The sequence below is a fragment of the Veillonella faecalis genome (assembly GCF_024677885.1).
Taxonomy (GTDB): domain Bacteria; phylum Bacillota; class Negativicutes; order Veillonellales; family Veillonellaceae; genus Veillonella; species Veillonella nakazawae.
This window is the reverse complement of sequence record NZ_JALBWL010000004.1, coordinates 21,249-35,966: the sequence shown is the minus strand read 5'-3', so window position 1 is coordinate 35,966 and position 14,718 is coordinate 21,249. Positions and strand designations below refer to the sequence as shown.

Annotated in this window: 13 protein-coding genes; all 13 read right to left on the bottom strand. The window is 40.8% G+C overall.

What is annotated here, in order from left to right; all coding sequences use genetic code 11:
* Nucleotides 1–6 precede the first annotated feature (6 nt).
* Nucleotides 7–1,392, bottom strand: coding sequence for an o-succinylbenzoate--CoA ligase (menE, locus tag MOQ65_RS08145; RefSeq protein ID WP_257847247.1), 1,386 nt, complete (start codon nt 1,390–1,392; stop codon nt 7–9).
* A 162-nt stretch (nt 1,393–1,554) separates the two neighbouring features.
* Complete coding sequence (gene menB, locus MOQ65_RS08140) at nt 1,555–2,397, bottom strand: 1,4-dihydroxy-2-naphthoyl-CoA synthase (protein WP_005387880.1); 843 nt, start codon at nt 2,395–2,397, stop codon at nt 1,555–1,557.
* 4 nt (nt 2,398–2,401) lie between these two features.
* Nucleotides 2,402–3,262: a 2-succinyl-6-hydroxy-2,4-cyclohexadiene-1-carboxylate synthase gene (gene menH, locus MOQ65_RS08135; RefSeq protein ID WP_257847246.1), complete on the bottom strand. Its 861-nt coding sequence runs from the start codon at nt 3,260–3,262 to the stop codon at nt 2,402–2,404.
* Entirely contained in the window at nt 3,259–5,010 is a 1,752-nt protein-coding gene (menD, locus tag MOQ65_RS08130; RefSeq protein ID WP_257847245.1) for a 2-succinyl-5-enolpyruvyl-6-hydroxy-3-cyclohexene-1-carboxylic-acid synthase, read from the bottom strand. The genes menH and menD overlap by 4 nt, the downstream gene beginning before the upstream one ends.
* A 39-nt stretch (nt 5,011–5,049) precedes the next feature.
* Entirely contained in the window at nt 5,050–6,192 is a 1,143-nt protein-coding gene (locus tag MOQ65_RS08125) for an isochorismate synthase (protein WP_308221112.1), read from the bottom strand.
* Between the two features lie 320 nt (nt 6,193–6,512).
* Complete coding sequence (purD, locus tag MOQ65_RS08120) at nt 6,513–7,775, bottom strand: phosphoribosylamine--glycine ligase (protein WP_213467676.1); 1,263 nt, start codon at nt 7,773–7,775, stop codon at nt 6,513–6,515.
* A gap of 131 nt (nt 7,776–7,906) precedes the next feature.
* Nucleotides 7,907–9,436: a bifunctional phosphoribosylaminoimidazolecarboxamide formyltransferase/IMP cyclohydrolase gene (purH, locus tag MOQ65_RS08115; RefSeq protein WP_213467675.1), complete on the bottom strand. Its 1,530-nt coding sequence runs from the start codon at nt 9,434–9,436 to the stop codon at nt 7,907–7,909.
* Between the two features lie 24 nt (nt 9,437–9,460).
* The gene (purN, locus tag MOQ65_RS08110; RefSeq protein ID WP_213467674.1) at nt 9,461–10,078 is read right to left on the bottom strand and encodes a phosphoribosylglycinamide formyltransferase; all 618 of its coding nucleotides are present in this window, start codon (nt 10,076–10,078) and stop codon (nt 9,461–9,463) included.
* Nucleotides 10,071–11,132 (bottom strand): phosphoribosylformylglycinamidine cyclo-ligase, encoded by a 1,062-nt coding sequence (purM, locus tag MOQ65_RS08105; RefSeq protein WP_213467673.1) that lies wholly within the window; start codon nt 11,130–11,132, stop codon nt 10,071–10,073. The genes purN and purM overlap by 8 nt, the downstream gene beginning before the upstream one ends.
* Nucleotides 11,119–12,537: an amidophosphoribosyltransferase gene (gene purF / locus MOQ65_RS08100; protein WP_213467672.1), complete on the bottom strand. Its 1,419-nt coding sequence runs from the start codon at nt 12,535–12,537 to the stop codon at nt 11,119–11,121. Before purF ends, purM begins: the two co-directional genes overlap by 14 nt.
* Nucleotides 12,538–12,546: 9 nt before the next feature.
* The gene (gene purC, locus MOQ65_RS08095; RefSeq protein WP_105085273.1) at nt 12,547–13,275 is read right to left on the bottom strand and encodes a phosphoribosylaminoimidazolesuccinocarboxamide synthase; all 729 of its coding nucleotides are present in this window, start codon (nt 13,273–13,275) and stop codon (nt 12,547–12,549) included.
* A 66-nt stretch (nt 13,276–13,341) separates the two neighbouring features.
* Complete coding sequence (gene purE / locus MOQ65_RS08090) at nt 13,342–13,833, bottom strand: 5-(carboxyamino)imidazole ribonucleotide mutase (protein ID WP_105081468.1); 492 nt, start codon at nt 13,831–13,833, stop codon at nt 13,342–13,344.
* A gap of 433 nt (nt 13,834–14,266) precedes the next feature.
* Complete coding sequence (locus tag MOQ65_RS08085) at nt 14,267–14,707, bottom strand: hypothetical protein (protein ID WP_105094718.1); 441 nt, start codon at nt 14,705–14,707, stop codon at nt 14,267–14,269.
* Between the last annotated feature and the right edge of the window lie 11 nt (nt 14,708–14,718).

The window sequence follows — 14,718 nt, the reverse complement described above, 5'->3', positions numbered from 1 at the left end:
AGCGCCTCAATCTTCTAAATGTAGTTCATTACGCACAATTTTACCTGTGCCATTACGAGGCAATGCAGGTAAAATTTTTACATATTTTGGAATTTTATACTTCGCCAAAGATTTAGTCATAAAGGATAAAATCTCATCAGACGTCATGCTTTCACCATCGTGAAAAGCCACAAAGAGTGCTGGTACTTGGCCCCATTTAGGATCAGATACAGGTACAACAGCACATTCCTTCACTTCTGGCAATGTATAAACTAGGTCCTCTAGCTCCTTAGGATAAATATTTTCACCACCAGAAATGATGAGATCCTTGCGACGATTCAAAATATATACGAACCCATCTTCATCGACATAACCAATATCATCGGTATTAAGATCACCATCAATCGGCTCCTTGCCAATATACCCAGTCATAACCATGGGCCCTGTCAAATGGATTTCCCCTACTCCATCCGCATCAGGATTATCAATGCGAACCTGCATGCCTGGTAATGGTCTGCCTACGGAATCTCGTTTATGAGGGTAATCCAATACAGAGAAAGTCACACTTTGACTAAAGGTCTCAGTCATGCCATAGGTCTTGTAAATTGGCAGCGATTTCTTTTCACAAGCATCGATGAGAGCCATAGGAATGAACTCGCCACCTAGTAAAATAACACGTAATGTATGATGTGTAATCTTCGGTTCTAATTGAGTCAAAATTGTGGGTACCAGAGACATCATATTGATTTTCTCAGTTTCAATGAGTTCTAAAACCTTTATCTCATCGTATTTAGGCAATATAGTGATAGCCGTTCCATTGTAAAGAGACCGCATCAAAATAGATAGACCACTTACATGGAACAGAGGTAATACCATAAGCCAATTATCTTGTTCGGTTTTACCTAACACCTCTTGAGACGCTTGTACATGAGCTCTAATTTGCCCCCATCGAAGGGGTACTGATTTAAACTGACCTGTTGTAGCGCTAGTGTTCATAATAGCTGCAATGCCTGTATCATTAAATGTCCAATCAAAAGTATCTTCTAAAACTCGGTCAGACAGAATAGTTTCTAGAGGTTCAAACTCAATAACACACATTGAATGAGGCAGTTGATTCCGTCGGTCTTGACTATGTAAAACGGTGGTAACACCTAATTGTTTCAATTGGTTTTCTATCTCATTAGGCTTAAGATGTACATTAAGTAATAGTACCTCTTTATGAGCTAGCATAGCAGCCAACACATAGATTGCCATAATCACAGAGTTGTCCGATAAAATGGCCACACGGGAGCTTTCAAGAGGTAGCAATTCACTAGCCACATGAAGCACACCGCCATATATATCCTTATAGGTATATTCATTTATACATATGCGATCAGGATAGTGCTGTGCACCATAACGTAACCAGTCCATCGTCTCACCTCATATCCAAGCCTGATTTCTAATTACCAGTAAATAACAATCGAAATATCAATACCAAAGAGATATTACAAGAAAGGCGCCTCATATAGAGGCGCACTTGTCATTTTTGCAATACATTCCATCCCTAGTACTAGACTAGTACATCTATTCCGATTAAGGGAATTTAGGGAATTGTTTGAAGTTCGGTTTACGTTTTTCTTTGAACGCATCACGGCCTTCTTTTGCTTCATCGATTGTGTAGTACATCAATGTAGCATCGCCTGCAAATTGTTGTAAACCTGCAAGACCATCAGTATCAGCATTGAATGCACCTTTCAACATACGCAATGCCATTGGGGACAATTCAAGTATTTCGTTACACCATTGAACTGTTTCTTCTTCCAATTTGTCGAATGGTACAACACAGTTAACCATGCCCATTTCATAGGCTTGAGCAGCTGTGTATTGACGGCAAAGGAACCATACCTCGCGAGCGCGTTTATGACCGATCATGCGAGCCAAGTAACCTGCACCATAACCAGCGTCGAAGGAACCTACGCGAGGACCAGTTTGGCCAAATTTGGCATTTTCAGAAGCGATGGTAAGGTCACATACGATGTGCAATACATGACCGCCACCAATAGCAAAACCGTTAACCATAGCGATAACAGGTTTTGGGATAACGCGAATCAAACGTTGCAAATCAAGAACATTTAAGCGAGGCACATTATCTTCACCTACATAACCACCATGGCCGCGTACGCTTTGGTCACCACCAGAGCAGAATGCCTCTTTATCTTCACCTTGACCGTGGTTTGCACCAGTCAATACAATTACGCCTACTTCGTTATCTTCACGAGCTACTGTGAAAGCATCGATTAACTCCATAACAGTTTTAGGACGGAACGCGTTACGTACCTGTGGGCGATTAATAGTAATCTTTGCAATGCCATTATATGTTTCGTAAATTACATCTTCATAATTACGATCCAATACTTTCCAATCAAATTTGCTCATGGACTTAACCTTTCTTGTGTAAAAAATCTAATACCGCTTGTTCAAACATCTGCGGTTTTTCTATATGTACATTATGCCCCGCCCCTTCGACGATGACATGTTTAAAGTTTGGCAACTTGCCAAATACATCTCTTCCTATTGTAGTATATTTTGTATCTAGTGCGCCACTCACATATAAGCCTTCAACAGAGAATTTTTCTAATTTATCCCCCACATAAGGCATGACACCTTGACCTGACCCACGAAGGGTGCATGCTAAGGCGTACGTACTATTATTGGAACGACGTAGATAGATTAATTCCTCTACGCCCTCTGAAAGTTGCTTTTGACTTTCAAAAATAGGAGCCTCCGCCCAACGTGTAGCAAACCAAGCGCCATCATGATTTTCAATGTGAACCGCTAAATCTTCATCGGCCTTACGGCGCTCTAATCGCTCAGCGTCAGAGGCGATACCTACAGAGCCACTTTCAAGGATGAGCCCTTTGATTTCACTTTCATATTCCAAAGCATAGGAAAGCGCTATACGAGCCCCCATGGAGTAGCCCATGAGGTAATATCTATCACCTACCATATGATAGATAACAGTATGCAAATCCTCTATCATTTGGGGAACTGTATAAGCCGCACCCTCTTCAGGAATATCAGAATCACCATGACCAATCAAATCGATACGGATTAAACGATAGTCTGGCAAGTTAATGGAATCCCAAGTATAACTAGATTCTGAAAATCCATGAAAACATACGATAGGCTCCCCATCGCCTACCACAGTCAAGCCATAGCGATATTCACCCAAATCAAAGTACATGCGTTGAGCTGGATTACGCAAAGCATTATCTACAATACTGCAAAAATACTGACTCATAGTAATGCCTCCATATCAACCGAAACCTTCATATATTTTTTATGCAATTCTCTGCTATATTCCCTATTTGTAGGAATTTCAATGATATGAACGCCTGATTCTTGACCAATCTTAGCCAATACAGAACTCAACTCATCGGGGCTGGAGATTTTAGTGTAGCCACAGCCATAGAGTTTGGCAGCCCCACTGTAATCTAAACCTTGTGATGTGGAGAACAAATAGTCAAAATGCTTTGTCCCCTTTTGAGGTAAGTATTCAAAAATACCGCCTCCATCATTATTATGCAAAATAATGGTTAAGTTTAAATTATGAGTTTTAGCTACAGCCAATCCATTCAAATCATGGAACAAGGATAAATCCCCTGTTACTAGATATGTAGGTTTACCATTTGCTGCTAGCCCTAGAGCCGTAGAAATAGTGCCATCAATACCATTGACGCCTCGATTTCCGTAAAGAACCGCCTTAGATTCCCCACTAAACCAGAAGTAATCAAAGTCCCGAATGGTCATACTATTGGCAACAAAAATTTGTCCATCTTCAGGAATCTTTTTTTGTAGCTCCCGTATAGTTCGACCTTCAAAGCAATGAGGCTCATCGATAGCTAAGCTTAGTTGCTTCTTACCAGCTTGCTCTAAACGTCGCCATATGTTTAGGTACGTATCAGAGTTATTGTTTTTACCATGTAAATGGGTAAATACATCAATACTAGCTTGCATATGCATCGTAGTTTTACCTGTAGGATTCATGGAATCCATTGTAGGATTAACCTCGATGTATTCCACATCAGTCCAGCTAGCAATCATCTGTTGCACTCGTTTTGACACAACGATTTGACCAAACTGAATTACACAATCTGGTTTTAACTCATTCCAAAGAGCTTGCCCTGCTAATAATGCATCATACGTAGAAATTACAACTTTAGATGTACTGCATCCTCGTACATTCGATAGAGGATCCGCCAAAATAGGAGCTTGTAAAGCCTCCCCGAAGGAACGAATCGTTTCAGCCTCATCTATATCGATTTGTGGACCTGCTAGGATAAGAATACGCTCATATCTTTCAAGTAAATCATTAATCTCGTTTGTACCATCATTTCCATGAGCAATATCAATTGCATTATTAATATGAGTCAAATTGTTTCTATTATCAAAGCCAAACACACTACTATAGTTTGGCTTAACCACTTTAAAGGAACTGCGACCAGCTTCAAAATGGTTACGGCTCAATTCTGGCACCAATGGTTCAAAGAGAGGCACATTAATATGGACAGGTCCCTTTTTTGTATCCATCGCTTTCATATAGGCCTTACGAGCCACTTGGCGGGGATATGTATAGTAATGAGATTCTTGAGGCACAGCTAATTCTTCAAAATAATTGACTGTAGTACCAAAGATTTTGTGCTGATCTACAGTCTGAGGAGCCCCTACATGCAATAGTGTATGAGGTCTATCAGCAGACAGTACAACGAGTGGAATCCCAGTATATTGAGCTTCTAAAATAGCTGGCAAATAATGGGCCACAGCCGAACCTGAGGTACAAACGAGTACAGTCGGTTCTTTATGAGCCTTTGCAATGCCAAGAGCCATAAAACTAGCAGAGCGCTCATCTATATTCATATAGGTTTCAAATCCTTCATGCTCCTTGAACAGCATGGCCATCGTCGTAGAACGAGAACCAGGGCTAAACACGGCATGACGGACGCCGAGTTGGTAGAACTCGTCTACCAAGGCAGCAATATATTCATTCATTATATTCCCTTTCAAACACCCCTAAAGGTACGGAAACAATTATAAAGCATCCAAGATGGTGCGCATTTTATTATTAGTTTCAGCATATTCTTCATCCGCATTAGAATCGGCTACAACACCACATCCTGCATAGGCATACAATACATTATCCATGATAAGAGCAGATCGTATGGCAACTACAACGATGCCGTCCCCCATATCTTTCATAAAGCCAAAAGGGGCTGCGTACATGCCACGTTCATGGGATTCATACTCTTGTAATAAGGCTAGCGCCTTTTCTCGAGGTTCACCACCAAGGGCTGGTGTAGGGTGTAACAATTTGGCCCATTCCACAAGAGATTTTGTACTATCCTTTGCGGTAATTATGGTACGCAAATGATAGAGGTGCGACAACTCCATAATGCCGGTTTCCCCCACCGTAACGTCTGGAGTAATTTGTTTCATCGTATTCACGATGCGATCGCGAACGATATTGTGTTCAATGATATTTTTTGTATTAGTTAGTAATTGCTCCTCAGTCCACGCATTAGGGCCATCCTTTGGAGCAGTGCCCGCTAAGGCATAGCTTAATATTTCACTGCCACGATGGCGAACTAAAATTTCTGGCGATGCTCCTACAAAGGTACGCCCATCCTTTTCATAGCCAAAGATAAAGCAATTAGGATTATTATCCACTAAGTTAGCCAAGATACTTGCTACATTATATGGTGTTTCGCTAGTGAATTCCACCTCGCGCGAGGAGACGACCTTAGTCATCTCACCACTGCTGATGCCCTCAGCAATAGCTTTCATAAGGCTATCCCAAGCAGCCTTATCATCGCTGGTTTCCTTGAAGTTATGGCGTACGCGAGGCACCTCAAAATCCTCGATGGGTACGCTTTCACCAGCATGGAGATAGAAAGATTCCCCATTTTCTACGATGTAATAATGGGTAAACGCAATCATTTCATGGCCCATATTAGACCATTTAGGGTCTTTTAGAGTATCAAAAAAAGTATCCCCATAAAATACATAAGCGTAATTATGGCGATCGTCATCATCTTTAACCGTCGCTAGACGTTTAGCGCCCACAACGATGCGGTCACTTTGGCGATCCACCCAAAACACACGTTCTTCATTGGGGAAATTCATCCAAAATGATACCGGACTATTCAGTTTTAACGGTTCTTTGTTATATTTCATAGTTGTATGTCGCTATACGAAAAATAGACTATAGTAAAAACACCTAATATGTAGAAGATGTACTTCTACATATTAGGCGCCATCAATAGGTTTCAAAATTTTGAGATGAGCCTAACGCCATCACACGTCGATGGGCCCTCTTTATATCTACATTATTATAACATAGGTAACCATTAAAAGGTAGAAAATAAAAACCTCTACATCACATGTAATATGCATGAGTGTAGAGGTTTTGCTCTGTTCAAAACGTTTTTTTTGCTGTATTTAAAACGCTGTTACTGTATTTAAAACGCTGTTACTGTATTCAAAATACTTTTTCTTTATTTGAAAGCTTTCGCCCCAATATCTGTACGGTATTGCATACCCTCAAAATCAATGTGTTCTATACGGCCATAAGCTCTATCGAGCGCCGTTCTAAGGTCTTTACCAAGACCTACAACGCCAAGAACGCGGCCGCCATTGGTCACATACTCATCTCCAACGAGTTTCGTACCAGAGTGGAATACGATGGTTGTATCGTGTTGTTTAATATCACCATGAATCACATCACCCTTGGAGGATGTTTCAGGATATCCTTTAGAAGCAAGAATGACACAAGCTGCCGAGGAATCTTTCCATTTCACCATATCAGCTGTTAATGTGCCTGTGGCACAAGCCATCATAATTTGACCTAAGTCACTATCAAGTAATGGCAATACAACTTGTGTTTCAGGATCGCCAAAGCGGGCATTAAATTCTACAACCTTAGGGCCTTGAGGTGTAATCATAAGACCTGCATAGAGACAGCCCACATAAGGCATCCCCTCTTTCTCCATGGCAGCTACCATAGGTTCTAAAATTGTCTTCATTGCCTCATCTCGTAATGCATTAGTAAGTACTGGCGCTGGTGCATAGGTACCCATGCCACCAGTATTAGGACCTTTATCTCCATCAAAGATGCGTTTATGATCTTGAGATGCAATCATAGGAACTACAGTCTTGCCATCTACAAAGGCAAGCAAGCTCGCTTCTTCACCTTCCATGAATTCTTCGATAACAACGGTACTACCAGCTTCTCCAAAGCGGTTTCCACTGAGCATATCTTCTACAGCCGCATTTGCTTCATCGATGGTCATAGCCACCACAACGCCCTTACCAGCCGCCAAGCCATCAGCTTTAACCACAATAGGAGCACCAGTTTGAGCGATAAATTCTTTTGCTTCATCTACCTTGTGAAACACACCATAAGCAGCCGTTGGGATATTGTATTTTTTCATTAAATCTTTGGCGAACACTTTGGATCCTTCTAGCTGAGCAGCTGCTTTGGATGGGCCAAATACAGGAATTCCAGCTGTATTAAGTGTATCTGCTAGACCTGCCACAAGGGGAGCCTCAGGACCAACAACGACCAAATCAACATGATTATCTTTCAAGAAGCTAATTAAATGATCACTTTGTTGCCAATCAATGCCAACTAGCTCTGCACAATCTGACATGGCCGCACTGCCAGGAATGGCATATACCTTTGTTACGCTAGGGCTGATGGACAATCGCCATGCCAATGCATGTTCGCGGCCGCCGTTACCGATTACACATACTTTCATAAGTCCTCCATCGGCGCCTAAACGCCATCAATACATCATTTATGTAAGCACCTATATCCTCTATAATCATCATTACACATCAATGATTACGAGCTAGTGCTCGACTGTAACCCTCAATCAGACTAAACAAATTAATGTTTAAAGTGACGAATACTTGTAAATACCATGGCAATTCCTGCTTCGTCAGCTGCTTTAATGGATTCTTCATCGCGAATGGATCCACCTGGTTGGATAATGGCTGCAATACCATGTTTTGCCGCTGTTTCTACAGTGTCGCCGAATGGGAAGAATGCATCAGATGCTAATACAGCGCCTTTAGCAGCTTCACCAGCTTGTTCAAGAGCAATTTTTGCAGAACCAACGCGGTTCATTTGACCAGCCCCCACACCGAGTGTACGTTTTTCGTTAGAAATCAAAATGGCATTGGATTTTACATGTTTTACAAGTTTCCAAGCAAATTCAAGGGCTTTCCATTGTTCCTCTGTTGGTTGAACCTTCGTAACAACTTTATAGTTAGCGCGGTCTTCTTGGATATCATCCTCTGTTTGCACTAATAGACCACCAGAAACCTTTTTCACTGTTACTTGTCCAGATTCAGGTTTAGATAATTCGATGAGTCGAATATTTTTCTTTGCTTCGAGAATGTCTAATGCTTCTTTTGTGAAAGCAGGTGCCATAATGACTTCTAAGAAAATTTTGCTCATTTCTTCTGCAGTGGCTGCATCTACTTCACGATTTAAAGCTACAATGCCACCAAAGGCAGATACAGAGTCTGCTTCGTAGGCATTTACATAAGCATCATGCAATGTAGTCGCTGTAGCTGCGCCACATGGATTTGTATGCTTAATGATACATGCTGCAGGATCTGTAAACTCCCACACCATATTCCAAGCCGCTTCCATATCTACGATGTTATTATAGGAAAGCTCTTTACCATGGAGTTGTTTCAAGGCCCCCATGCCATGAGCTTTGCCAATTTCTTTGTAGAATGCTGCTTTTTGATGCGGATTTTCACCATACCGAAGGTCAGTTACCTTTTCATAAGCACTTAAATATTCAGGTGGTGTAGGACCTTCGTTTAAGACACCACTCATATAATTAGCAATGGCTACATCATAAGCTGCAGTATGAGCAAAGGCTTCCTTTGCAAGACCAAAGCGATGTTCTTTAGGCAATTCACCATATTCTTTAAGCATCGTTAAGATTTCATCATAATGGTTTGGATTTACAACGATGCCTACGTACGCATGGTTTTTCGCAGCAGAGCGCACCATGGTAGGACCGCCGATATCAATATTTTCAATAGCTTCCGCTAAGGATACATTTGGTTTGGCAATGGTTTCACGGAATGGATAGAGATTGACAACAACAAGGTCAATTGGTTCAATACCATGATCAGCCATAGCTTGTTGATGTTCAGTATTATCGCGAATTGCCAAAATACCACCATGAACCTTGGGATGCAAGGTCTTTACACGGCCGTCCATCATTTCAGGAAAACCAGTCAACGTCTCAACCGCTTTTGCTGCAATGCCTGCATCGGTTATGGCTTTAAGAGTTCCACCTGTGGAATAAATGGTTACACCTAATTCAACTAAACCTTTTGCAAAGTCTACAATACCTGTTTTATCAGAAACACTAAGTAATGCATTTTTAATCATCTAACGTCTTCCTTTGCTTGCACATCAATCTTCAATATATACAACACGCCCTTTTATTGTGAGTTTGTCATCACAAAACAGCCGTAACGCCTCTTTATACGTTTTATGTTCGATAGGTAATAACCTATCACTCAAGGTATCCTCCGTATCATCGGGTAATACAGGAACCGTATTCTGCAGAATGATAGGCCCCGTATCCATTCCCGCATCAACAAAGTGTACCGTACACCCTGTAATTTTTACGCCTCCGTCAATGGCTTGTTGATGACCATGAAGGCCTGGAAATGATGGTAACAGAGCAGGATGAATATTTAATATACGATGTTCATATCGCTCTATCAAAGGAGCACCGACAATACGCATATAGCCTGCCAAGACGATACCATCAACCTTATAAGGCTCTAAAGCATCTAGTTGAGCCTGTTCGAAGCTAGCTTTAGAATCATAGTTGCTACGTTCCATAACAATAAGTGGAATATTCCAAGATTTAGAGCGTTCTACAATTCCTGCTGTACCATGATCCGTAATGATTACAACAAATTCACCGTTAATATAGCCTTCTAGCATAGCCTTATACAGTGCTTCACCATTAGAACCACGACCACTAGCAAAGAGGGCTAATCTCTTTTTAGAATTACGCATCAAACTCAGCCCCTTTAAGGACAACAGGACCATCACCACTTACGATGCGGCCAATTTCATATACCGTTTCACCACGACTAGAAAGGTTTTCTTTAACCGTTTCTACATCCTTTTGATCAACGATAACAATCATACCAATGCCCATGTTGAAAGTACGGTACATTTCAGGCCATGCTACATTACCCCATTCTTGTAGTTTTGTAAATACAGGAAGTCGTGGCCATGTAGTGACATCTACCTCTGCAGTAACGCCTTTTGGCAATACGCGTGGAATATTTTCATAGAAGCCACCGCCGGTAATATGAACCATGCCTTTTACAAGCTGTTGTTCAATTAACGGCAATACAGCTTTAGGATATAAACGAGTAGGCGTCAATAATTCTTCGCCTAAAGTTTTACCAAACTCTGGAATTTTTGTATCCATAGATAACTGTTTATGGTCGAATACAATTTTACGAACCAAGGAGAAGCCATTAGAATGTACACCAGACGATGGCAGACCTAAAATTACGTCGCCAGCTTTGATACTTTCACCAGTAATCAATTTAGGACGATCAACGATACCAACGGCAAAACCAGCCACATCGTAATCATCGTTATCGTAGAACCCAGCCATTTCAGCAGTTTCACCGCCTAGTAAAGCACATCCGGACTCTTCACAAGCCTTTGCCACACCGCGCACAATATCTGCTACTTTCACAGGATCAAGTTTACCAACTGCAATGTAATCGAGGAAGAATAGAGGCGTTGCACCTTGCACAAGAATATCATTAACACTCATAGCTACGCAATCCTGGCCAATTGTATCATGCTTATCCATCATGATAGCTAAACGTAATTTAGTACCTACCCCATCTGTACCAGATACGAGCATAGGGTCAGACATAGCGTGACCAGCTAAGGAATAGAGGCCCCCAAAACCACCTAAATCACCAACAACACCTGGTGTATAGGTGCGTTTTACGGATTCTTTCATCAATTCCACTGCGCGATTACCTGCATCAATATCAACGCCTGCATCACGATAGGTTAAACTAGTTTTATTCGAGCACATATTTGACCCCTTCCTCTTGTTCCGCAGGAACCTCTACACTGTAATCACCATTAAAGCAAGCAAAACATAAATCATTATGCGCTATATCAGATACGGCACGACATAAGCCTTCACGAGACAAATAATGTAATTTGTCAGCATGAATATAATCTTTTATTTCATCTACTGTATGTGTAGCAGCGATTAGCTCTTTACGCACCGACGTATCAATACCATAGTGACAGGAATACTCAATTGTTGGTGAGCTTACACACATGTACACCTCTTTAGCGCCCGCTTCCTTTAGCATTTTAACGATAATACCACTCGTAGTACCGCGTACGATAGAATCATCGATAAGGACAATCCGTTTGCCCCCTACAATGTGAGGCAATGCATTAAGCTTCATACGAACAGCTAATTCCCGCTCCTCTTGATTTGGCTTGATAAAGGTACGACCGCTATATCGGTTTTTCACCAATCCTTCTGCAAATGGTATGCCCGATGCACGAGCATAGCCTAGTGCAGCTGTAGTGCCAGAGTCAGGAATAGACATGACGATATCTGCATCGTATTTAGTTTCGTTATATAATTCACGCCCCATATTAAGACGAGATTGATATACCGATTGACCATCGATATGGCTATCACCGCGGGCAAAATAGATATATTCAAAAACACAAAGCTTTTTGTCAATTTTCTCTGGTTCTGCATAGATAACACTACGTACACCAGAGTCATCGATAATTACCATTTCGCCTGGATCGATGTGACGGATAAACTCAGCTTTTATAGCATCTAAGGCACAGCTTTCACTAGAAAGGACATAGCCATTTGCAGTTTTGCCTAAACAAAGAGGTCTAAAGCCTTGGGGATCACGCACACCTACCAAGGAGTCGTTCGTAGTAATAACAAGAGAAAAGGCTCCTTCAATTTGACGGGCTGCATCGGCAATGCGTTCCTCTTGTGTCTCAGCTTTAGAGCGAGCAATGAGGTTTACGATAACCTCAGAATCCATAGTCGTTTGGAATATAGATCCATCTGCTTCAAGGCGTTTGCGAATAGCTAAAGCATTCGTTAAATTACCGTTATGAGCCACTGCAATTTGACCGCCTTGGTAATGAATTACTAACGGTTGGATATTGCGTGGATTATTGGAACCTGTTGTAGAGTACCGCACATGACCAGTCCCCATATGGCTTGGTAAGGATGGTAGTTCTTTAATGGCCTCAGTCAACAAGCCCATACCTTTTTTTAGTTCTACATCATGACCATCGGTAACGGCAATGCCCGCGCTTTCTTGTCCACGGTGTTGGAGCGCAAAGAGTCCCCAATATACATAGCGTGCTACATCAACGGTTCTATCATAGACACCGAATACACCACACTCTTCATGCCATTTATCAAAAACTGGATCGTAGTTCATCGTGCCCCCTTAGGCGCGTTCGCCTGTAAGACGGAATAACATTTCCTTGTACGCTTCTTCGATATTACCAAGATCTCGACGGAAACGGTCTTTGTCGAGTTTTTCACCTGTTGTAGCATCCCAGAAACGGCATGTATCAGGAGAGATTTCATCGCCTAATAATACTTCACCATTATGTGTACCAAATTCTAATTTAAAATCTACAAGGGTTACATTTTTAGTAGCCAAGAATTTTTTCAAAATATCGTTTACTTTTAACGTGATAGTAGAGATTACATCAAGTTGTTCTTGGGTAGCCCAGCCAAGTGCTGTGATTTGGGATTCATTAGCAAATGGGTCACCTAATTCATCATTTTTGTAGCAGAATTCAAGGATTGGATGTTTAAGAGGAGTACCTTCTTCAATGCCAAAGCGTTTAGCCATAGAACCAGCTGCAATGTTACGAACGATAACTTCTAAAGGAATGATATTCAATGTAAGTACTGTTTGATTACGATCATCTTCGCGACGAACGAAGTGAGTAGGTACGCCTTCTTTTTTTAATAACTCAAAGAAGAAGGAAGAGATTTTATTGTTCAATACGCCTTTGCCAAGGATGGTATCATGTTTCTCGCCGTTAAATGCAGTAGCATCATCTTTATAATGAACGATGTACTCGTCTTTGTTATCTGTTTGATATACTTGTTTTGCTTTACCTTCGTACAATAATGTTAATGTTTCCAAGTCGATGTTAGCCATGATGTGTCTCCTTTTACTCTTATCTATTCAAAGATGTATAAATGATGATGTAAACGCTTCAAACAATTATAGTTTAATGGCACCTTGTAATTCAGCATTGTCCGCTAATACTTTTTCAGCCATATCTTTGCGATACTGTACATATCGGTCTTTCAATTCTTTGTTGAAAGCTGCTCCAATTTGGACTGCAAAAAGTGCTCCGTTTTTAGCACCATCTACAGCCATAGTTGCTACAGGCATACCAGATGGCATCTGAACTATAGCAAGCAAGGAATCAATACCTTTTAAAGCTGTTGCATTAAGAGGAATTCCGATAACAGGCAATGTAGTGAAGCTAGCTACTACACCTGGTAAGTGGGCCGCTGCACCAGCACCAGCTATAAAAGCGATGGCCCCTTCATCTTCAAGTCGTGTAACAAAATCCTTTACAGCTTCAGGTGTACGATGAGCTGAAGCAATAACCATTTCATAAGGAATGTTAAATTCATCAAGTACGGCAGATGCCTTTTTCATTGTGTCTAGGTCAGACTTGCTGCCCATAATAATACCGACCTTCATAGATCCTCCTAATAAAAAAGCCCAGCCTAAACAGACTGGGTCAAATGCGCACAAATAGCCTCCGTAGACTTGCTTTGAGTTTGTTGATTTGCATAGTTCACGGTGCTACCTCCTTCTTGTACACAAATTGTAACACCTAACATTTACAAAATCAACACAATTTTCGAATATTATATAATTAATTATTTTTATTATTCGTTATATTCCGAACTATTCGAAAATATTATTTTTAATTATATCAACTTTATTCAACTTGGTTGATTACAAATCCCCTCTCAATTTGTACAAAAATATCCTTGCAATAAACGCGCTATTTCACACCATATATATATTTTCTACAAAAACAAAAGAGGGTATTCCATCTATAAAGATAGAATACCCTCTTTTATTTAATTTCCGAACATTACGCTCATTAATATATATTTGTTATTGATTAGTGAGTACCACTTTCAAAAGCAGCTTTCAACTCACCTACAGCTTCAGGTACATAATCTACAATAGAAGACATTAATGCATACATTAATGCAGGTTCAAACGCATCATCACCACACATATATACGCAGTCCAAATATAGACTAGAATCTTGTTCATCAATATATAGTTTATAGTTTTTGTATGTCGCATTGTCACGGTTAATCAAAGCATTCAAGGCATTCATATTTTGTGCAGTTACCTTTTCAGGGCCCAACACCAAACGAATAACACTGTAAATACTGTTATCAAGAATGACAAATAACGGCATATCCCACAACGGGGATTTAATGTAAGAACGGTATACAACAGTACCGTCTTCATCATCAAAATCCTTACGTTCAAAGGATGTGATTTCTTCGTCTTTTAAAAACTTATCAAATAATAACGCTTTAGGATTCATAACAACCTCTA